This is a genomic window from Pseudomonas sp. NPDC090592 (assembly GCF_044769185.1).
Classification (GTDB): Bacteria; Pseudomonadota; Gammaproteobacteria; order Pseudomonadales; family Pseudomonadaceae; genus Aquipseudomonas.
Genome location: NZ_JBIVXJ010000010.1, coordinates 115,531 through 135,121, shown reverse-complemented (window position 1 = coordinate 135,121; position 19,591 = coordinate 115,531). Strand labels below are relative to the sequence as shown.

Sequence of the window (19,591 nt, the reverse complement as noted above, 5' to 3'; positions counted from 1 at the left end):
AGCAAGGAGATCCGCCATGGCCTTCCAATACAAGCGTCTGGACAAGAACAACGCCGCCGTACTGCTGGTCGACCACCAGACCGGCCTGCTCTCGCTGGTAAGGGACATCGACCCCGACCGCTTCAAGAACAATGTTCTGGCCCTATCTGACCTGGCCAAGTACTTCAAGCTGCCGACCATCCTCACCACCAGCTTCGAGACCGGCCCCAACGGCCCGCTGGTGCCCGAGCTGAAAGAGCAGTTCCCGGACGCCCCCTACATTGCCCGCCCCGGCAACATCAACGCCTGGGACAACGAAGACTTCGTCAAGGCGGTAAAAGCCACCGGCAAGAAGCAGCTGTTGATTGCCGGTGTAGTCACTGAAGTGTGCGTGGCGTTCCCCGCGCTGTCGGCACTGGAGGAGGGCTTCGAGGTGTTCGTCGTCACCGACGCCTCCGGCACCTTCAACGAACTCACCCGCGACTCTGCATGGCGGCGCATGGAGGCTGCCGGTGCGCAACTGATGACCTGGTTCGGCGTGGCGTGTGAGCTGCACCGTGACTGGCGCAATGACATCGAAGGGCTGGGGACCCTGTTCTCCAACCATATCCCGGACTACCGCAACCTGATGACCAGCTACAACAAGCTGGCCAAATAGCGGTTTCATCGGGGCTGCTGTGCAGCCCCAGCCCGATTGGCGAGCGAACAGGCAAACCGTCATGAATTGACCATACTGACTCTTCATTCGCCTTCAGGAGAGTGTCATGTCGAAGCCGTCCAGGAACAAACCCACCCAGGAACAGCCCGAAAAGCTGGGCGGCAAGGCTTACGAAAAAGCACTCAAGCACCTGCATGTCGAGCTGGTGAAGTTGCAGGAGTGGGTGGTGGCCAAGGGCCTGAAGGTCTGCATTGTTTTCGAAGGCCGCGATGGCGCCGGCAAGGGTGGCACCATCAAGGCCATTACCGAGCGCGTCAGCCCTCGCGTGTTTCGTGTGGTGGCGCTGCCTGCACCGACCGAGCGGGAAAAGACCCAGATGTACCTGCAGCGTTACCTGGGCCACCTGCCAGCGGCGGGCGAAGTGGTGATCTTCGATCGCAGCTGGTACAACCGGGCAGGGGTCGAGAGGGTCATGGGCTTTTGTTCTGGCGAGCAGGTGGACAAATTCCTGGCAGGTGTGCCGGTGTTCGAAAAGGTCATGGTCGAATCGGGCATCATCCTGCTCAAATACTGGCTCGAAGTCAGCGCCGAAGAGCAGACACGGCGCCTGCAGGACCGTATCAACGACGGCCGCAAACTGTGGAAGCTGTCGCCGATGGACCTCAAGTCGTACACCCGCTGGGATGACTACACCCAGGCGCGCGACGACATGTTCCAGGCCTCGGATACCGCCTGGGCGCCCTGGTTCATGGCGCACTCCAACGATAAGCGGCGTGCCCGGCTGAACATCATCACCCATCTGCTCAGCCGCATTCCCTACAAGGATATTACCCGCGACCAGCTGGTGAAGCTGCCCAAGCGCGGCAAGATCGGCAAGTACAAGGCCGTGGCCTACCCGTTCAAGGTCGTCGAACAACGCTTCTGATCCCCTCCCTATTCGAAAACTGTGTAGTACCTGTGGGAGCGGGCGTGCCCGCGAAGAAGCCGGCACAGGGGGCGCTTGCGAACACCGGCTGTAGCGCTTCCCGCGCGCTATCTATAAAATGCGATAAATTCTCATTAACATCTGGTCCTGCCCGTGTCAGCATCCAACACCAGCAAGCTGGGCTTTTTCTTCAGCGACCACCACCGCTGGCTACTGCGGCACGTGCAACGGCAGCTGAGCAACCGCCCGGATGCCGAGGACACGGCAGCCGAAACGTTCTGCCAACTGCTCGCCGCCCAGGTCGACCCGGCGACCATCGAGCAGCCGCGTGCCTACCTCTCTACCATTGCCCGCCGGCTGATCTCCGACCGCCACCGCCGCCGCCGCCTTGAGCAGGCGTACCTTGACCGGTTGATGCTGCTGCCGGAGGCATTGGCACCCTCGCCGGAAGAAACCCACTTGCTGCTGGAGGCCTTGCACGCCATCGACCGTAGCCTGGCCGGGCTACCGCTGGTGGTGAAGAAGGCCTTTCTCATGAGCCAGCTCGATGGCCTGACCTACGCGGAAATAGGCCGACGCCTGGAGGTGTGCGAACGTACGGTTGGCCGCTACATGACCCAGGCCCTGCGCCAGTGTTACCTGAGCGGGGCGCAACCATGAGCCGGCCTGTACTCGGCCCGGCCGCCGAACAGGCCATCGCCTGGATGGTGCGCTTGCGTTCCGGGCGTGACGATGCCCGGCAACAGGCACAGTTCCAGCAGTGGCTGGGGCATGACCCGGCCAATGCCCTGGCCTGGGAGCAGTTGCAGCGTGGCCTGGGTGGCCACTTTGAGGTGGTGCGCCGTGCCCCCGGAGCCTTGCGCGACACCTTGCTGGAGCCGGAAGTGGGCAGGCGTGATGTGCTACGGGCGCTGGCCGGGTTTTCTGTGCTGGCTGGCAGCCTGTGGTTTGCTGCCCGCAGCGACACCGGCCAGGCATTGACAGCCGATTTGCGTACCGGCACTGGCGAGCGTCGTAGCTTTACGCTGGCTGACGGCAGCCGGCTGACCCTGAACGCAGGCAGTGCGGTCGATCTGGCCTTCTCCGACAGCCGTCGGCTGTTACGCCTGCACCGGGGAGGGCTGGTAGTGCAGGTGGCAGCAGACCCGGCACGGCCGTTTATCGTGCGCAGCGACCAAGGTGACATACGTGCCCTGGGCACGCGTTTTCTGGTCGAGCAACTGGCGGGCACAACCCGCGTGGTGGTGCTGGAGCATGCCGTGCGCGTATCTCTGCCCGGTGGTTCCGGGCTGGAGCTGGGGGAGGGCCAGGCGGCGTTGCTGCATGGGCAGCACATCGAGCCATTGGCGGCTGGCCAAGCCTACCGTGCCGACTGGGTGCAGGGCCGTCTCAGCGTGCTGGACGAACCTTTGGCGACGGTTATCGAGGCCCTGCGCCCGTATCGCCCGGGGCTTATCCGTGTCAGCCCGCAGGTGCGCAACCTGCGGGTGCAGGGCGTATTCCCGCTGGATGACAGCGAGCGCACCTTGGCTGCCCTTGAAGAGACGATGCCGATCCGCGTGGAACGCTACGGCGCGTGGATGACCCTGATCGAAGCGCGTTGATGGGGGACATACACGACATTGCGGGAGCGGGCGCGCCCGCGAACACGGGCGAAGCCCGTGCCATCCACCGCGGCGCCTGCTCCCACAGGGCCGGCATCTGTGTTGAGTATGGTTTTCGAATGAAAATTTTTATCATGTGTGTCCGGTTTTTTTCGATTGTTCCACCTCTCTCCTGACAACAGTAAAAATTCAGGAGTATCCACGTGTTCAAACCCTGGCCCCTCGCCCTTGCCATCACCTTGGCCGCCGCCCCCACGGCCTTTGTTCGGGCAGAAGGTTTCGCACAGCAACAGCTGCAGCGTTTCGACCTTCCCGCCGCCAGCCTGGCGCAAACCCTCAACGCCATCGCCCGTCAAGGCGGGCAGGTGATGTCGCTGGACCCTGCCTTGGTGGTCGGCAAACAGGCACCCGCCATCCAGGGTGAGATGAGCGCCCTGCAAGCCGTGCAACAGGCGCTGGCGGGCAGCGGGCTGCAGCTGATCGTCACCGGCAGCGGCACCTTCAGCGTGGTGCCGGCGGTCGACGCCAAGGGCGCGCTGGAGCTGGGGGCCACCAATATCAACAGTGTCGGGCTGGGTGAAACCACCGAGGGTTCTGGCTCCTACACCACCGGTGCCGTGACCATAGGCAAGACGCCTCAGTCGCTACGACGTACCCCCCAGTCGGTGACCGTGGTGACACGTAAGCTGATGGACGACAAGAACCTGGTGTCGCTGGACCAGGTGATGGCCCAGACCACCGGCATCACCCGCGCCAACCGCGGCTATGGCAACCACCACTTCAGCTCCCGGGGGTTCGACATCACCGACGACAGCTACATGGTCGACGGGGTGGCGGGGCAGGCCTATGCCTACACCGGCTGGATGATCCCCGACATGGCGGTGTTCGACCGCGTCGAGGTACTGCGTGGTGCTTCAGGCCTGCTGGTGGGGGCGGGCAACCCGGGCGGGGCGGTCAACCTGGTGCGCAAGCGCCCGACCAGCGAGCCGCGTTTCTCCGTGACCACTCGCGCAGGTTCCTGGGACAACTACCGCCTGGACCTGGATGCCAGCGGCAGGCTGAACCCTGAAGGCTCTTTGCGCGGCCGCGTGGTAGCGTCCTACGAGGACCGTGGTTACTTCACCGATGTCAGCAAGTCCAAGCGGCCTTTGCTGTACGGTATCGTCGAGGGCGACCTGAGCGATGCCACTACCGTCGCCTTGGGTTTGCGCCGGCAAACCTCTCGTATTGACGGCTACAGCGTACTGGGCCTGCCGACCAACCCCGACGGCAGCAACCCGCACCTCAAGCGTTCCACCTTCCTGGGCCAGGACTGGGCCAGGCTGCAAACCCGCACAGATGAAGTGTTCGCGGACCTGAACCACCGTTTCAACGACAACTGGACTGGCAAGCTGGCGTTGTCGCACGCTGAAAGCAGCTACAACCGCAGTGCCATCGAGTGGAGTGCGGAAGATACGCTGGAGTACGGCAGCCCCACTGGGCCTATGATCAACGACACCAGCTTTCACAAGTTCGATGTCACCGCCAACGCCCTGGACGGCCACCTGAATGGTGAATTCGAAGCCTTCGGCCTGAGCCATCAGCTGTCGCTGGGGGCCAACTGGTCCAGGCGCAAGATGAATGACAAGGACGCCACGGTCAGGCTGGATACACCCATCCCGCTCAACGTGTTCGACCCGGACCACAGTATCGTCCCCGAGCCTTCGCGACAGGGGTGGGACTACAAGGACGACACCTTCGATACCCGCTACGGTACCTACCTCAATGCCCGCCTGCACATGACAGAAGACTTGAGCCTGGTACTGGGTGGGCGTCTGAGCTGGTACAAGACCGAGTCCTGGAGTGACGACCTGAAAAGCACCAATGAACAGGCGCACGAGTTCACGCCCTTTGTTGGTGCCATCTATGACCTGGACAGCAACTGGTCGCTGTACGCCAGCTATGCCGACATTTTCATGCCCCAGGCCGGCTATCGCAGTGCCGGTGGCAAGATGCTCGACCCCGCCATCGGCTCCAACTACGAAACGGGCATCAAGGGCGAGTTGTTCGACAAGCGCCTGAACCTGTCCTTTGCGCTGTTCTACATCGAGCAGAAGGACGTTGCCGCCCGCGACTACGAGAACGATGGCAACTGCCCGACCGACGTGGCCGGCCGTTGCTACGTGAACAGCGACGGCATCAGCCGCAGCAAGGGCTTTGAGGCGGAGGCCAGCGGCGAGCTGCTGCCGGGCCTGCAAGTGGCGGCGGGCTACACCTTCAACACCACCCAGTCGGAGACTGGCGGGCCGATCTCGGCGCAAACGCCCAAGCACCTGTTGCGGGTCAACACCAACTACACCCTGCCGGGGCAGTGGAACCGCTTCAGTGTCGGTGGTGGTGTGTCGGCACAGTCCCACTATTACGACGCCTACAACGGCGTGAGCAACAGTGGCCGGGCGGTGTTCGATGCCCGGGCGGCGTACAAGCTCGACCAGCACTGGACGGTGGGCGTGGATGTGGAGAACCTGCTGGACCGCAAGTACTTCGACTCCACCGGCTACTGGACCCGTGGCACCACCTACGGCACGCCGCGTAGCTACATGCTGAGCTTGCGTGGGGATTTCTGATTGATTCACCTGTTGCCTGTACCGGCCTCATCGCCGGCAAGCCAGCTCCCACAGGTGCTGCGCTGGCCTCAAGGCTTGTGCAGTACCTGTGGGAGCTGGCTTGCCGGCGATGAGGCCGGCACAGGCAGCAAAAAACAAAACCCCTTGAAGCGCAAGCCTCAAGGGGTTTGTGGTTACTGCAGGCTACCGCTTAGACGTTGAAGCGGAAGTGCATCACGTCGCCATCTTTGACGATGTAATCCTTGCCTTCCAGGCGCCATTTACCGGCTTCCTTGGCACCGCTTTCACCCTTGAACTGGATGAAGTCGTCATAGGCCACCACTTCAGCGCGGATGAAGCCTTTTTCGAAGTCGGTGTGAATCACGCCCGCGGCTTGTGGTGCGGTGGCACCCACGCGTACGGTCCAGGCACGTACTTCCTGCACGCCGGCAGTGAAGTAGGTTTGCAGGTTCAGCAGTTCGTAACCGGCGCGGATCACGCGGTTCAGGCCAGGCTCTTCCAGGCCCAGGGCCTCGAGGAACATGTCCTTCTCTTCGCCATCGTCCAGCTCGGCGATTTCAGCTTCGATCTTGTTGCACACCGGCACCACCACCGCGCCTTCTTCTTCGGCGATGGCCTTGACCACGTCCAGGTGCGGGTTGTTGTCGAAACCGTCTTCGGCCACGTTGGCGATGTACATCACCGGCTTGCTGGTCAGCAGGTGGAAGCCACGGATGACGGCTTTTTCGTCGTCAGCCATGTTCTTCATCAGGCTGCGCGCAGGCTTGCCTTCGGTGAAGTGCGGGATCAGCTTTTCCAGGATGGCCTTTTGCGCCAGGGCGTCCTTGTCGCCGCCCTTGGCGTTGCGGGCAACCTTCTGCAGTTGCTTCTCGCAGCTGTCGAGGTCGGCGAAGATCAGTTCGAGGTCGATGATCTCGATGTCACGCTTGGGGTCGACGCTGTTGGAAACGTGGATCACGTTCTCGTCTTCGAAGCAGCGCACCACGTGGGCAATGGCGTCGGTCTCGCGGATGTTGGCGAGGAACTTGTTGCCCAGGCCTTCGCCTTTCGACGCACCGGCCACCAGGCCGGCGATGTCGACGAATTCCATGGTGGTCGGCAGGATGCGGTTAGGCTTGACGATTTCAGCCAGCGCAGCCAAACGAGCATCGGGCATCGGCACGATGCCGCTGTTCGGCTCGATGGTGCAGAAAGGGAAGTTCTCCGCCGCGATGCCAGACTTGGTCAGGGCGTTGAACAGGGTGGACTTGCCGACGTTGGGCAGGCCGACGATGCCGCAATTGAAACCCATGGGTATTCCCCTCTCTAGGAAATCAGGCCTTCTGGCTGTGCAGCTCGCGCATCGCCTTGGCGAAATCGCCGGCAAGCACGTCCGGCAGCACGCCGAGGGCAAAATCGATGCTGGCGTCGAGCTTCTCCTGCTCGGCGCGCGGCGCGCGGCCCAGGACGAAGTTGGAGACCAGTTTGGCGTCGCCCGGGTGGCCAATGCCAAGCCGCAGGCGGTGGAAGTCGTTCTGGTTGCCGAGCTGCGCGATGATGTCGCGCAGGCCGTTGTGCCCACCATGGCCGCCGCCGCGCTTGAGCTTGGCAACGCCCGGAGGCAGGTCGAGTTCGTCGTGCGCCACCAGGATTGCTTCCGGCTTGATGCGGAAGAAATTGGCCAGAGCCGCCACGGACTGGCCGCTACGGTTCATGTAGGTGGTGGGGATCAACAAACGAACGTCGTTGCCCTGATGGCTGAACTTAGCCGTCAGGCCGAAATATTTTTTGTCAGCGGCGAGCGAAACACGCTGGGCGCTGGCAATGCGTTCAACGAAAAGAGCCCCTGCGTTATGCCGGGTCTGTTCGTATTCGGGGCCGGGGTTACCCAGGCCGACGATCAACTGGATGGCGGTCACGTCAGGGGCTCTTCCTTGGAGTTGGTGGGTTACAGGGCGCGCGGCACTGTAACCCGATCAACGCCGGCGTGCGAGTGGATTACTCGGCAGCGCCTTCTGCTTCTGGAGCAACGCGTGGAGCGTGAACGTTGGCAACAGCTTTGTCATCACCGTGGGCCAGAGCTACGAACTCTACGCCTTTCGGAGCTTTCAGGTCCGACAGGTGGATGATGGTGCCGATTTCAGCGTTGGCCAGGTCGACTTCGATGAACTCAGGCAGGTCTTTGGCTTCGCAGGAAACTTCGATCTGCGATTCAACGTGCGAGATCTCGCCGCCTTTCTTGACCGGGGCTTCTTCGTTGATGAAGTGCACTGGAACAACGGCGGTCAGCTTCTGGCCAGCAACGACGCGAACGAAGTCGGCGTGCATGATGAAGCCTTTGGCCGGGTGGCGCTGCATGGCCTTGACGATGACGTTTTGCTTGGCGCCGTCGACGTTCAGTTCGATAACGTGGCTGAAGGCAGCTTCGTTTTCGAACAGTTTGGCGATTTCCTTGGCCACGATGGTCAGGGATTGGGCTTCTTTATCGCCACCGTAAACAACGGCAGGGATGCTGGCGGCGTGACGCAGGCGGCGGCTCGCACCTTTCCCCAGGTCAGTACGCGCTTGGGCGTTCAGGATGAAATCAGTCATTTTACTTCTCCAAAATAGCCTCCCGAATGGCGTTTGCGACCAGCGCCAGACGGGGATGGCAAAAAAGCCCCGCCCCAACACAGGTTGGGGCGGGGCGCTTCACATCAACACGTGTTCCGCTTAGCGGAACATCGCGCTGATCGATTCTTCGTTGCTGATGCGGCGTACCGCTTCAGCGACAACCGGTGCGATATCCAGCTGGCGGATACGGTCACAGGCTTGAGCAGCGGCGGACAGCGGAACGGTGTTGGTCACCACCAGCTCGTCCAGTACCGACTTCTCGATGTTCTCGATCGCGCGGCCCGACAGGACAGGGTGCGTGCAGTAGGCGTAAACCTTGGCAGCGCCGTGTTCTTTCAGGGCCTTGGCCGCGTGGCACAGGGTGCCGGCGGTGTCGACCATGTCGTCTACCAGGATGCAGGTGCGCCCTTCGACGTCGCCGATGATGTGCATAACCTCGGAGTGGTTAGCCTTTTCGCGGCGCTTATCGATGATACCCAGGTCGACGCCCAGGGACTTGGCGACTGCACGTGCACGCACGACGCCACCGATGTCCGGGGAGACAATCATCAGGTTCTCGAAACGCTGGTCTTCGATGTCGTCGACCAGTACGGGCGAGCCGTAGATGTTGTCGACGGGGATATCGAAGAAGCCTTGGATCTGGTCAGCGTGCAGGTCGACGGTGAGAACACGATCGATACCTACGACAGTGAGCATGTCAGCGACAACTTTGGCGCTGATGGCTACACGTGCCGAACGCGGACGGCGGTCCTGGCGGGCATATCCGAAGTAAGGAATCACGGCGGTGATTCGGGATGCTGAGGAGCGGCGGAAGGCGTCGGCCATCACTACCAGTTCCATCAGGTTATCGTTGGTCGGGGCACAAGTCGGCTGAATAATGAAGACGTCTTTACCGCGGACATTTTCATTGATCTCAGTGCTGATCTCGCCGTCGGAGAACTTACCGACAGAGACGTCACCGAGAGGGATATGCAGCTGACGTACGACACGCCGAGCCAGATCGGGGTTAGCGTTCCCCGTAAAGACCATCATCTTGGACACGCGCAGTACCTGAAGGCTGAGGGTATACCTGGATGAGTATAAGGAAAATGGCAGGGGCGGCTGGATTCGAACCAACGCATGGCAGGATCAAAACCTGCTGCCTTACCGCTTGGCGACGCCCCTGTATCTGTTGCTGCGAACGCTTATGCGCTCGACTTCTTGACCAGACTTTGCAGCTTACGATGCAACATCGAAATATTGCTTCCTTTCGCCACAAACCCTGTTTGGGTCGCTGAAAGAAGGGCCAGAACTTTATCAGCTTCGGCTTTGCTTGGGAAGGCCCCAAACACACAACTTCCAGTGCCGGTTAGTCGAGCCTCAGTGAATTTCCCCAGTGAATTCAACGCATTGCGAACTTCCGGGTAATTCTGCTCTACCACCGGTTGGCAGTCATTTCGACTGTTTCCCTTGGGAACGGGGCGCATCTTAAGGGGGAGTGAATCACGTGTCAACTGTGGATGTGAAAAAATTTCTACTGTGCTGACAGACACTTGCGGCACCAGCACGACATACCAGGGCTCTTCCGGGTCGACCGGGGTCAGCTGCTCGCCCACACCCTGGGCAAACGCCGCATGGCCGCGCACGAATACCGGTACGTCGGCACCCAGGCCAAGGCCCAGTGTGGCCAGGCGGTCTTCGTCCCAGTCCAGCTGCCACAGGTGGGCGAGGGCCAGCAGGGTGGTGGCGGCATCCGAGCTGCCGCCGCCGATACCGCCGCCCATGGGCAGCACCTTGGTCAGCCAGATGTCGGCGCCCAGCGGGCTGCCGGACTGTTCCTGCAGCTTGCGCGCGGCACGCACGATCAGGTTGCTGTCGTGCGGTACGGCGTCTATCTCGGTGTGCAGGCGGATAACACCATCGTCACGTACGGCGAAACTCAGTTCGTCGCCATGGTCGAGAAACTGGAACACGGTTTCCAGCTCGTGGTAACCGTCTGCGCGGCGGCCGATGATGTGCAGCCACAGGTTGAGCTTGGCCGGGGCGGGCAGGGTAAGCGTATGCATGAAATCAGTGCCCCAGCTGGCGTGGTTGCCAGTCCTTGACCACCAGGGTCACGTCCAGGTCCTTGCCGTGCAGTTTCAGGCGTTCGGGTAACCAGTAGCCGTTCTGTTCGGTGTAGCTCAGGTACTGTACCTGCCAGCCATCCTGATCAAGGCTGGCCAGGCGGCTGTCGCCGTCCAGGGTCAGCTTGCTCTTGCTGTCGGGGGCGGGCAGGCCGCGAACCCACCACACCAGGTGCGACACGGGCAGCTGCCAGCCGAGTTGTTCTTCCAGCAGCGCTTCCGGGCTGCTGGCCTCGAAACGGCCCTGGTTGGCCACTTCCAGCACCACGCCGCCGGGGCGCCCGGTCAGGCGAGCGGCGCCACGGCCCAGAGGGCCGGCCAGGCGAATGTCGTAGTAGTCCTGGCGCTGCAGCCAGAACAGCGTGCCGCTGCCGGAGTCGCGGGGCGCGCGGATACCGACTTTGCCGTTGATCTGCCAGCCGTCAAGGCTGCTCAGCTGCTCTTTATGGGCGCGCCACTGTTGCGGGTCGCCGTGGCCTTGCAGGGCCTCGCGGCTACCGAAGCCGGCGCAGCCGGCCAGAAGGGCGATCAGGGTGAAGCTAATGCAATGGCGCAGGAACATGGCGTTAAAGGGTCTCGGATCCGGTCAGGCGCAGAACGGTCTTGCGCAGGATGGGGCTGTCGGCCTGGGCTGCGAAGCCCTTGGCCCATACCTGGCGGGCTTCGCGGCGCTTGCCGTTGGCCCACAGCACTTCGCCCAGGTGGGCAGCCACTTCGTGGTCGGGGAAGTTGGCAAAGGCTTGGCGAAGGTAGGTTTCAGCCTCGTCGAGGTTGCCCAGGCGATAGTTGACCCAACCCAGGCTGTCGAGCACTGCCGGGTCGTCCGGAGTCAGCTGGTGGGCCTTGTCGATCAGTGCCTTGGCTTCGTCGTAGCGGGTGGTGCGGTCGGCCAGGGTGTAGCCCAGGGCGTTCAAGGCCATGGCGTTTTCCGGCTCGCGGGCGATGATGGCGCGCAGGTCTTTTTCCATTTGTGCCAGGTCGTCGCGTTTTTCGGACAGCATGGCGCGGGTGTACAGCAGGTTGAGGTCGTCCGGGTAGCGCTGGATGGCTTGCTGCAGCACCTGGCTGGCCTGGGCGTCCTTGTTGTTGTTGCTGTAGCTTTCCGATTCGATCAGGTACAGCTGGATGGCAATGTCCGGCTGGGCTTCGCGGGCCTCGGCGAGCAGGCGTGAGGCGTCGGTACCGCGGCCGTTGGCAATCAGGATGTCGGCCTGGCGCAGTTGCGCTGGCAGGTAGTCTGGGCCGGGGCCGACCAGGGCATACTCGCGCAGGGCGCCTGCGGGGTCGTGGCGTTCTTCGCGGATACGGCCCAGGTTCAGGTGTGCGGCGTCGACGTTGTTGTCACGCTCGATCAGCTCTTGCAGGTAGCCTTCGGCTTCATCCCAGTCCTTGTTCTCCAGGCATACCAGGGCCAGGGAGTAGCGCAGTTCGTCATCGTCGGGGTATTGCTGGACCAGGCTCAGGAACTCGCCCTTGGCATCGGCGATGCGATCCTGTTCGACCAGGGTGCGGGCGTAGGTCAGGCGCAGGCGCTTGTCGTCCGGGTTGTCGCGGATCGCCCCGCGTAACAGGGGCAGTGCTTCCGGGCCGCGGTCCAGGGCCTGCAGCAGGCGGGCGCGCAGCAGGATCGGGGCAATTTCGCCGTTTTGCGCCGGGTGTGACTCGAGCAGCTCCAGCGCCTCTTCGGCCTTGCCGTCCTGGTTCAGCAGCAGGGCCTTGCCGAACACAAGCTGGCCGTTGTCGGGGTATTTCACCAGCAGGCGCTCGAAGCTTTGCAGCAGGCCGTCGCGGGTGCTCTGGTCGGTTTCGGCGGCGGACAGGGCGAGGAAGTCGAAATGGGTGTCGCCTTGGCCCTGCAGCACCTTTTCCATGTAGGCCATGGAGTCGTCATAGCGGCCGGCGCGGGCCAGCTGGATGGCGGCAGCGCGCTGGGCGTCGAGGTTCTGCGGGTCGTTGCGGGCCCAGACCAGGGCATTGTCCAGCGACGGCTCGTCGGCACCGAGGTATTCGGCAATGCGGTAGGCGCGCTCGGAAACACCGGGGTCCTGGGTTTTTGCCGCCTGGTCGGTGTAGTTGGCCAGGGCGATGTCGAAGCGGTTGCGTTGGCCGGCCAGCTCTGCGACCAGCAGGCTATAGAGTGTGTCCTGCTTGAACGAGCCATACACCACGGGCTTTTGGGCCTCGCTTTTTCCGGCCTCGGGGACAAGAGGCTCGGCCTTTTGCGGGGCCAGGCTCTGGCAGCCCTGGAGCAGGGCGAAGGCAAGCAGCAATGCGTATGGTTTGTTCATAGAAGGCTTTAGAAGGACTCACCGGCGGTCGGAGCATGATGACACAAGCGCGGGGGCAAACCCACCTGTGCTGTGGCTGGTTAATTGCGACCTTTGAGGAAGGGGAGGGTTCCGGAGATTGTTGGGTGTGCCGGGTGCATGGCTTGGCATTGTCTGCGCCTATGAGATCGAGCGCCGCCCGCGCGGCGCTTCGCGGGGCAAGCCCGCTCCCACATTTGTTGCAACGTGCCAAACCTGACAGGCCATGGTTGCCCGCCTTCTCGGGCCGGCTCGATTCTTCGGCTGGCACTGCCGCCGCCCCACCTACCTTGAGCCATACACCAAGGCGGGCAACGCCTCACCTACAGGCATGGCCACGTTGCAACAAATGTGGGAGCGGGCTTGCCCCGCGAAGCGCCGCGCGGGCGGCGCTCGATTTCACAGGCGCAGAAAGCATCAAGGCGAACACCGCGAAGCGCCGCGCGGGCGGCGCTCGATTTCACAGGCGCAGAAAGCATCAAGGCGAACACCGCGAAGCGTCGCGCGGGCGGCGCTCGATTTCCGCGCCCATGCAACTATCAAGGCATACCCCACTGCTATCACGACAATAGCGAACGGTGGTTGTCCAAAAACCTGCGAAAGAGGACAATTATCGGCTTCCCGTCACAACCAGCGACCTTGCATGGCCTTTCTTGCACTTGGTATCAACCATAAGACTGCCTCGGTAGACGTACGCGAGCGCGTGGCGTTTACCCCAGAGCAGCTGGTAGACGCCCTGCAGCAGCTCTGCCGACTGACGTCCAGCCGCGAGGCGGCGATCCTGTCGACTTGCAACCGTAGCGAGCTCTATATAGAGCAGGACCACCTGTCCGCCGACGCCGTGCTGCAATGGCTGGCCGACTATCACCGCCTTAGCCTCGACGAGTTGCGCGCCAGCGCCTACGTACACGAAGAGCACGATGCCGTGAAGCACATGATGCGCGTGGCGTCGGGCCTGGACTCGCTGGTGCTCGGCGAGCCGCAGATCCTCGGCCAGATGAAGTCCGCCTACGCCGTGGCGCGTGAGGCCGGCACCGTCGGGCCGCTGCTCGGGCGCCTGTTCCAGGCTACTTTCAGCGCTGCCAAGCAGGTGCGCACCGACACCGCCATTGGTGAAAACCCGGTATCGGTGGCGTTCGCCGCGGTCAGCCTGGCCAAGCAGATATTCGCCGACCTTGGCCGTAGCCAGGCACTGCTGATCGGTGCCGGCGAAACCATCACCCTGGTCGCCCGCCACCTGCACGAGCAGGGCGTGCGCCGTATCGTCGTGGCCAACCGTACCCTGGAGCGGGCCAGTATCCTGGCCGAGCAGTTTGGCGCGCATGCAGTGCTGCTGGCCGACATTCCCCAGGAACTGGCCAACAGCGACATCGTCATCAGCTCTACCGCCAGCCAGTTGCCGATCCTGGGCAAGGGCGCGGTCGAGAGTGCGCTCAAGCAACGTCGGCACAAACCGATCTTCATGGTCGATATCGCCGTGCCACGCGACATCGAACCGGAAGTCGGCGAGCTGGACGATGTCTACCTGTACACTGTCGACGATCTGCACGACGTGGTGGCGGAAAACCTCAAAAGCCGCCAGGGCGCCGCCCAGGCCGCGGAAGAGCTGGTGTCGGTGGGCGCCGAAGACTTCATGCTGCGCCTGCGCGAGCTGGCGGCGGTGGACGTGCTCAAGGCCTACCGCCAGCAAAGCGAACGCCTGCGGGACGAAGAACTGCAAAAGGCCCAGCGCCTGCTAGCCAACGGCGGTAACCCCGAAGACGTACTGGCCGCCCTGGCCCGGGGCCTGACCAACAAACTCCTGCATGCGCCTAGCGTGCAGCTGAAAAAGCTCTCGGCCGAGGGCCGCCTCGATGCGCTGGCCATGGCCCAGGAACTCTTTGCCCTCAACGAGGGCTCGACGGACAAATCCCCGCAATGAAAGCGTCGCTGCTGAACAAACTGGATATCCTCCAGGATCGCTTCGAAGAACTCACCGCCCTGCTTGGTGATGCCGAGGTCATTTCCGACCAGACCCGCTTTCGCGCGTACTCCCGTGAATACGCCGAGGTCGAGCCCGTCTACGCTGCTTATAAAGAGTGGTGCAAAGTGCAGGACGACCTTGAAGGCGCCCAGGCGCTGCTCAAGGACAGTGACCCGGACCTGCGCGAAATGGCCGTGGAAGAAGTGCGTGACGCCAAGGAACAGCTGCTGACGCTGGAGGCGCAGCTGCAACGCATGCTGCTGCCCAAAGACCCCAACGACGGTCGCAACGTGTTCCTCGAGATACGCGCCGGTACAGGGGGCGACGAGGCGGCGATCTTCTCTGGCGATCTGTTCCGCATGTACTCGCGCTATGCCGAAAAACGCGGCTGGCGCCTGGAGATCCTGTCGGAGAACGAGGGCGAGCACGGCGGCTACAAGGAAATCATCGCCCGTGTCGAGGGTGAGAACGTCTACGGCAAGCTCAAGTTCGAGTCCGGCGCCCACCGCGTGCAGCGCGTGCCCGAGACCGAATCCCAAGGCCGCGTGCACACCTCCGCCTGCACGGTGGCGGTGCTGCCCGAGCCGGACGAGCAGGCAGCCATCGAAATCAACCCGGCCGACCTGCGCGTGGATACCTACCGCGCATCCGGTGCCGGTGGCCAGCACGTGAACAAGACCGACTCGGCCATCCGCATTACCCACTTGCCCACCGGCATCGTGGTCGAGTGCCAGGAAGAGCGTTCGCAGCACAAGAACCGGGCCCGTGCCATGTCCTGGCTGTCGGCCAAGCTCAACGACATGCAGACCAGCGCTGCGCAGAATGCCATCGCCAGCGAGCGAAAGCTGCTGGTGGGCTCCGGTGACCGCTCCGAGCGCATTCGCACGTACAATTATCCACAGGGCCGGGTGACCGACCACCGTATCAACCTGACCCTTTACTCGCTGGACGACATCCTCAGCGGTGGCGTGGAGGCGGTGATCGAACCACTGCTGGCCGAATACCAGGCCGATCAACTGGCCGCCCTGGGGGACTGATGACCATCATTGCCAGCTTGCTGCGTAACGCGCAGTTGCCCGAATCGCCCACCGAGCGCCTGGATGCCGAGCTGCTGCTGGCGGCTGCCATCGGCAAGTCGCGCAGCTACCTGCACACCTGGCCCGAGCGCATTGTCAGCAGCGAGGATGCCGAAACCTACGCCGGTTACCTGCAACGCCGCCGTGGCGGAGAGCCGGTTGCCTATATCCTGGGGCAGCAGGGGTTCTGGACGATCGACCTGGAGGTGGCGCCGCATACCCTGATTCCGCGGCCGGATACCGAACTGTTGGTCGAGACCGCCCTCGAACTTCAAGCCGCCTCGCCAGCCAAGGTCCTCGACCTGGGCACCGGTACCGGTGCCATTGCCCTGGCCCTGGCCAGCGATCGCCCGGCCTGGCAGGTGACAGCGGTTGACCGGGTGGAAGAGGCCGCAGCCCTGGCCGAACGCAATCGCCAGCGCCTTGGCCTGGCCAACGCCCAGGTACAGGTAAGCCACTGGTTCGACAGCCTGGCCGGCGAGCGTTTCGACCTGATCGTCAGCAACCCGCCCTACATCGCCGCCGCAGACCCGCACCTCGTGGCCGGTGACGTGCGCTTCGAGCCCAGCAGTGCGCTGGTGGCCGGCGCCGATGGCCTGGACGACCTGCGTGTGATTGCAGCCCAGGCCCCCGCGCACCTGTCACCGGGTGGCTGGCTGCTGCTGGAGCATGGCTACGACCAAGCAGCAGCGGTACGTGCTTTGCTGACCGAGCAGGGCTTTATCGAGGTCGCCAGCCGAACGGACCTGGGCGGCCATGAACGCATTACCCTGGGGCGCCTGCCATGCTGAGTGATGAGGAACTGCTGCGTTACAGCCGGCAGGTATTGCTGGCCCAGATCGACATCGACGGCCAACTGCGGCTCAAGCAAAGCAAGGCACTGATTGTCGGCCTCGGTGGCTTGGGCTCCCCGGTAGCATTGTACCTGGCTGCCGCCGGGGTAGGTGAGCTGCACCTCGCCGACTTCGACACCGTCGACCTGACCAACCTGCAACGCCAGGTGATCCACGACAGTGCAAGTGTTGGCATGAGCAAGGTCGACTCGGCCTTGCAGCGCCTGGGGGCGATCAACCCGAAAATCAGCCTGGTTGCCCATCGCCAGGCACTGGACGAGGACTCGCTGGCTGCCGCCGTGGCGGCGGTCGACCTGGTGCTGGATTGCTCTGACAATTTTGCCACGCGCGAGGCGGTCAACGCCGCGTGCGTCGCGGCTGGCAAGCCACTGGTAAGTGGCGCAGCGATCCGCCTGGAAGGGCAGTTGTCAGTGTTCGACCCGCGGCGTGACTACAGCCCCTGCTACCACTGTTTGTATGGGCATGGCAGTGAAGATGAACTGACCTGCAGCGAAGCCGGCGTGATCGGCCCACTGGTGGGCCTGGTGGGCAGCTTGCAGGCGCTGGAGGCGATGAAATTGCTGGCTGGCTTCGGTGAGCCGCTGGTCGGCCGCCTGTTGTTGATCGATGCCCTTGGCACCCGTATCCGTGAGTTGCGCGTCAAGCGCGACCCGGCCTGTGCAGTTTGCGGCAAGCGCGATGGTTGAGCGTTCGGCGCCGGTCGGTGTGATGGACTCGGGGGTCGGCGGTTTGTCGGTGCTCGCCGAGATCCAGCGCTTGCTGCCCAACGAGACCCTGCTGTATGTGGCCGATTGCGGCCATGTGCCTTACGGTGAGAAGTCGCCGGACTACATCCGTGAACGCTGCCGGCGCATAGCCGCGTTCTTCCACGAGCAAGGCGCCAAGGCCATGGTCCTTGCGTGCAATACCGCCACGGTGGCGGCGGTGGCCGACTTGCGCGAGTTGTACCCAACCTGGCCGCTGGTGGGCATGGAGCCCGCCGTGAAGCCCGCAGCGGCGGCTACCCGCTCGGGCGTGGTCGGTGTGCTGGCCACTACCGGTACCCTGCAGAGCGCCAAGTTCGCGGCTTTGCTCGACCGTTTTGCCAACGACGTGCAGGTCATCACCCAGCCTTGCCCGGGGCTGGTCGAACTGATCGAGACCGGCGATCTCGCCAGCGTGGCGCTGCGCCAGATGCTGCTTGGCTATGTGCAGCCGCTATTGGCCGCCGGCTGCGACACACTGATCCTCGGTTGCACCCATTACCCCTTCCTGCGCCCGTTACTGGCCGAGCTGGTGCCAGCGGATGTGGCAATCATCGACACGGGCGCGGCCGTGGCGCGCCAACTGCAGCGGCTGCTGGGTGCCAATGATCTGCTGGCCGAAGGCCCGGCTGGCGAGGCCCGCTTCTGGACCAGCGCTGACCCAGAAACCCTGAGAAAAATCCTACCTGTGCTGTGGCATAAGTCCGACGATGTGCAAAGCTTTGCGTTGTAAAAAAAACGTGAAAAATAGCTGAACTATCGTTCCACTGCTGCTTTCTACCGCTTTGCCTGAAATGAGGCGGACACTAATAACAGCGATGAAGGATGTTTCTCATGAAGAAACTGCTCGGCTTGGCGGCGGCTGCCGTCTTTACCCTGGGGCAAGCGCTGTCGGCGCAGGCTGCCGACGTTTCGTTTTCGGTGGGGCAGACCGGTGACTCGACCATGGTCTATCGGCTGGGGCTGCAATCGAACTGGGACGCTAGCTGGTGGCAGACCAGCGTCGGCCGGCTGACCGGCTACTGGGATGGGGCCTATACCTATTGGGATGGCGACAAGACGGCCAGCAACCATAGCCTGTCCTTTGCACCGGTATTCGTCTATGAATTTGCCGGGCAGTCGGTGAAGCCCTACATCGAAGCAGGGATCGGCGTTGCGGCGTTTTCCAGCACCGAACTGGAAAGCAACGAACTAGGCTCGGCGTTTCAGTTCGAGGACCGCATCGGCTTTGGCTTGCGCTTTGCGGGTGGGCATGAGATCGGCGTGAGGGCGATTCACTACTCCAATGCCGGTATCAAAGAGCCCAACGATGGGGTGGAGAGCTATAGCCTGCATTACCGCATGGCGCTCTGATTTTTCCTGCGCCGGCCTCTTCGCGGGTAAACCCGCTCCCACAGGTACAGCACAGGTCTTGAATCTTGTGGTGATCCTGTGGGAGCGGGCTTGCCCGCGAAGAGGCCGGTGCAGGTTTGAGTGCCTAGGGCCTCAACGGCCAGAGGCTGCTGAGGTCCAGGGTCTCAAGTACCAGTTCCGGCTCCCTTTGTGGCCACCGCCGCAACAGTTCTTCAGCCGCACTCTGCGGCGTCCACTCCTCCGGTATCGCCTGGGCAGGCGTAACAGGTGTCTTCAAGGATTGTGGCCCCACCACTGTGAGCTGAACCCCATGAGCATCCAGTGCCTTGCGCTGCTCGCGCATCCATTGTGGCGTGCTGTTCCAACCTGCCGTGACCTGCGTCGGTGCATACAACTGCAACGCTGAGTAACGGTTGAAAACCGCCATCACCTGTGGCGAATCGCCCTGCGCCAGCAATGGCAATGCATAGCCCAGGCAATGCTCAGCGGCCACTTGGTTACTGGTGACAATGGCCTCGATCAGCTCGCTGTCGGAAACATCATCAGCCAAGTAGTCACTGGTACCCGCATTGATGATCAGGCCATCCAGCGAACACCAGGCATGGCATATTTGCTGGGAAGCGGCCGCTGCCTGTTGTTCTTCATGCAGTTGCCAAGGCACGCGCAACAGCTGGCTGCCATAGCGCGCGCTCAAGCCATCGAGCACCTCATCATCCTTGCCGCTTGCCGCGACACGATGCCCCTGTTCCAGCATCCGTTCCACCAATGCCAAGCCAAGTCCATTGCTTGCGCCTGTAACCCAAAACCTGCGTGAGTGAGTCAAGACG

The 19,591-nt window shown here is 62.7% G+C and carries 19 protein-coding genes and 1 tRNA gene; 11 read left to right on the top strand and 9 right to left on the bottom strand.

Annotated elements, in window-relative coordinates:
- Positions 1 to 16: 16 nt before the first annotated feature.
- The 5 genes from ycaC (at position 17) to ACIQUI_RS11465 (ending at position 5,772) form a co-directional block, all read left to right on the top strand.
- Positions 17 to 637 carry an isochorismate family cysteine hydrolase YcaC gene (gene ycaC / locus ACIQUI_RS11485; protein WP_010951959.1) on the top strand — a complete coding sequence of 207 codons (621 nt, stop codon included), beginning with the start codon at positions 17 to 19 and terminating at the stop codon, positions 635 to 637.
- A 106-nt stretch (positions 638 to 743) separates the two neighbouring features.
- On the top strand, positions 744 to 1,562 hold the full coding sequence (ppk2, locus tag ACIQUI_RS11480; RefSeq protein WP_403198328.1) for a polyphosphate kinase 2: 819 nt from the start codon (positions 744 to 746) through the stop codon (positions 1,560 to 1,562).
- Positions 1,563 to 1,715: 153 nt separating this feature from the next.
- Positions 1,716 to 2,222 (top strand): sigma-70 family RNA polymerase sigma factor, encoded by a 507-nt coding sequence (locus ACIQUI_RS11475; RefSeq protein WP_403198326.1) that lies wholly within the window; start codon positions 1,716 to 1,718, stop codon positions 2,220 to 2,222.
- Positions 2,219 to 3,166 (top strand): FecR domain-containing protein, encoded by a 948-nt coding sequence (locus tag ACIQUI_RS11470; RefSeq protein WP_403198323.1) that lies wholly within the window; start codon positions 2,219 to 2,221, stop codon positions 3,164 to 3,166. Before ACIQUI_RS11475 ends, ACIQUI_RS11470 begins: the two co-directional genes overlap by 4 nt.
- A gap of 203 nt (positions 3,167 to 3,369) precedes the next feature.
- Positions 3,370 to 5,772 carry a TonB-dependent siderophore receptor gene (locus ACIQUI_RS11465; protein ID WP_403198320.1) on the top strand — a complete coding sequence of 801 codons (2,403 nt, stop codon included), beginning with the start codon at positions 3,370 to 3,372 and terminating at the stop codon, positions 5,770 to 5,772.
- A 190-nt stretch (positions 5,773 to 5,962) separates the two neighbouring features.
- Here ACIQUI_RS11465 and ychF read toward each other — a convergent pair whose 3' ends face one another.
- The 8 genes from ychF to ACIQUI_RS11425 form a co-directional block, all read right to left on the bottom strand.
- Positions 5,963 to 7,063: a redox-regulated ATPase YchF gene (ychF, locus tag ACIQUI_RS11460; protein ID WP_023629554.1), complete on the bottom strand. Its 1,101-nt coding sequence runs from the start codon at positions 7,061 to 7,063 to the stop codon at positions 5,963 to 5,965.
- A gap of 22 nt (positions 7,064 to 7,085) precedes the next feature.
- Positions 7,086 to 7,670: an aminoacyl-tRNA hydrolase gene (pth, locus tag ACIQUI_RS11455; protein ID WP_028631692.1), complete on the bottom strand. Its 585-nt coding sequence runs from the start codon at positions 7,668 to 7,670 to the stop codon at positions 7,086 to 7,088.
- A 79-nt stretch (positions 7,671 to 7,749) separates the two neighbouring features.
- On the bottom strand, positions 7,750 to 8,343 hold the full coding sequence (locus ACIQUI_RS11450) for a 50S ribosomal protein L25/general stress protein Ctc (protein ID WP_201201641.1): 594 nt from the start codon (positions 8,341 to 8,343) through the stop codon (positions 7,750 to 7,752).
- 120 nt (positions 8,344 to 8,463) lie between these two features.
- Positions 8,464 to 9,405: a ribose-phosphate pyrophosphokinase gene (locus tag ACIQUI_RS11445; RefSeq protein ID WP_003247410.1), complete on the bottom strand. Its 942-nt coding sequence runs from the start codon at positions 9,403 to 9,405 to the stop codon at positions 8,464 to 8,466.
- A 48-nt stretch (positions 9,406 to 9,453) separates the two neighbouring features.
- Positions 9,454 to 9,528 (bottom strand) — tRNA-Gln (locus tag ACIQUI_RS11440).
- A gap of 20 nt (positions 9,529 to 9,548) precedes the next feature.
- Positions 9,549 to 10,409 (bottom strand): 4-(cytidine 5'-diphospho)-2-C-methyl-D-erythritol kinase, encoded by an 861-nt coding sequence (gene ispE, locus ACIQUI_RS11435; protein WP_403198317.1) that lies wholly within the window; start codon positions 10,407 to 10,409, stop codon positions 9,549 to 9,551.
- 4 nt (positions 10,410 to 10,413) lie between these two features.
- Complete coding sequence (gene lolB / locus ACIQUI_RS11430; protein WP_403198314.1) at positions 10,414 to 11,031, bottom strand: lipoprotein insertase outer membrane protein LolB; 618 nt, start codon at positions 11,029 to 11,031, stop codon at positions 10,414 to 10,416.
- 4 nt (positions 11,032 to 11,035) lie between these two features.
- Complete coding sequence (locus tag ACIQUI_RS11425; protein ID WP_403198311.1) at positions 11,036 to 12,757, bottom strand: tetratricopeptide repeat protein; 1,722 nt, start codon at positions 12,755 to 12,757, stop codon at positions 11,036 to 11,038.
- A 661-nt stretch (positions 12,758 to 13,418) separates the two neighbouring features.
- Here ACIQUI_RS11425 and hemA point away from each other — a divergent pair.
- The 6 genes from hemA to ACIQUI_RS11395 all read left to right on the top strand — a co-directional run bounded on the left by hemA (position 13,419) and on the right by ACIQUI_RS11395 (position 18,764).
- Entirely contained in the window at positions 13,419 to 14,696 is a 1,278-nt protein-coding gene (gene hemA / locus ACIQUI_RS11420) for a glutamyl-tRNA reductase (protein ID WP_391124120.1), read from the top strand.
- Complete coding sequence (gene prfA / locus ACIQUI_RS11415; RefSeq protein ID WP_403198309.1) at positions 14,693 to 15,775, top strand: peptide chain release factor 1; 1,083 nt, start codon at positions 14,693 to 14,695, stop codon at positions 15,773 to 15,775. Before hemA ends, prfA begins: the two co-directional genes overlap by 4 nt.
- Positions 15,775 to 16,605 carry a peptide chain release factor N(5)-glutamine methyltransferase gene (prmC, locus tag ACIQUI_RS11410; protein WP_403198306.1) on the top strand — a complete coding sequence of 277 codons (831 nt, stop codon included), beginning with the start codon at positions 15,775 to 15,777 and terminating at the stop codon, positions 16,603 to 16,605. Before prfA ends, prmC begins: the two co-directional genes overlap by 1 nt.
- Positions 16,599 to 17,354: a molybdopterin-synthase adenylyltransferase MoeB gene (locus tag ACIQUI_RS11405; RefSeq protein ID WP_403198304.1), complete on the top strand. Its 756-nt coding sequence runs from the start codon at positions 16,599 to 16,601 to the stop codon at positions 17,352 to 17,354. The genes prmC and ACIQUI_RS11405 overlap by 7 nt, the downstream gene beginning before the upstream one ends.
- The gene (gene murI, locus ACIQUI_RS11400) at positions 17,347 to 18,144 is read left to right on the top strand and encodes a glutamate racemase (protein ID WP_403198301.1); all 798 of its coding nucleotides are present in this window, start codon (positions 17,347 to 17,349) and stop codon (positions 18,142 to 18,144) included. The genes ACIQUI_RS11405 and murI overlap by 8 nt, the downstream gene beginning before the upstream one ends.
- Before the next feature lie 101 nt (positions 18,145 to 18,245).
- On the top strand, positions 18,246 to 18,764 hold the full coding sequence (locus ACIQUI_RS11395; protein WP_403198298.1) for an acyloxyacyl hydrolase: 519 nt from the start codon (positions 18,246 to 18,248) through the stop codon (positions 18,762 to 18,764).
- A gap of 124 nt (positions 18,765 to 18,888) precedes the next feature.
- Here the strand turns inward: ACIQUI_RS11395 and ACIQUI_RS11390 are convergent, their stop codons facing one another.
- On the bottom strand, positions 18,889 to 19,587 hold the full coding sequence (locus ACIQUI_RS11390; protein ID WP_403198296.1) for an SDR family NAD(P)-dependent oxidoreductase: 699 nt from the start codon (positions 19,585 to 19,587) through the stop codon (positions 18,889 to 18,891).
- Positions 19,588 to 19,591 lie beyond the last annotated feature (4 nt).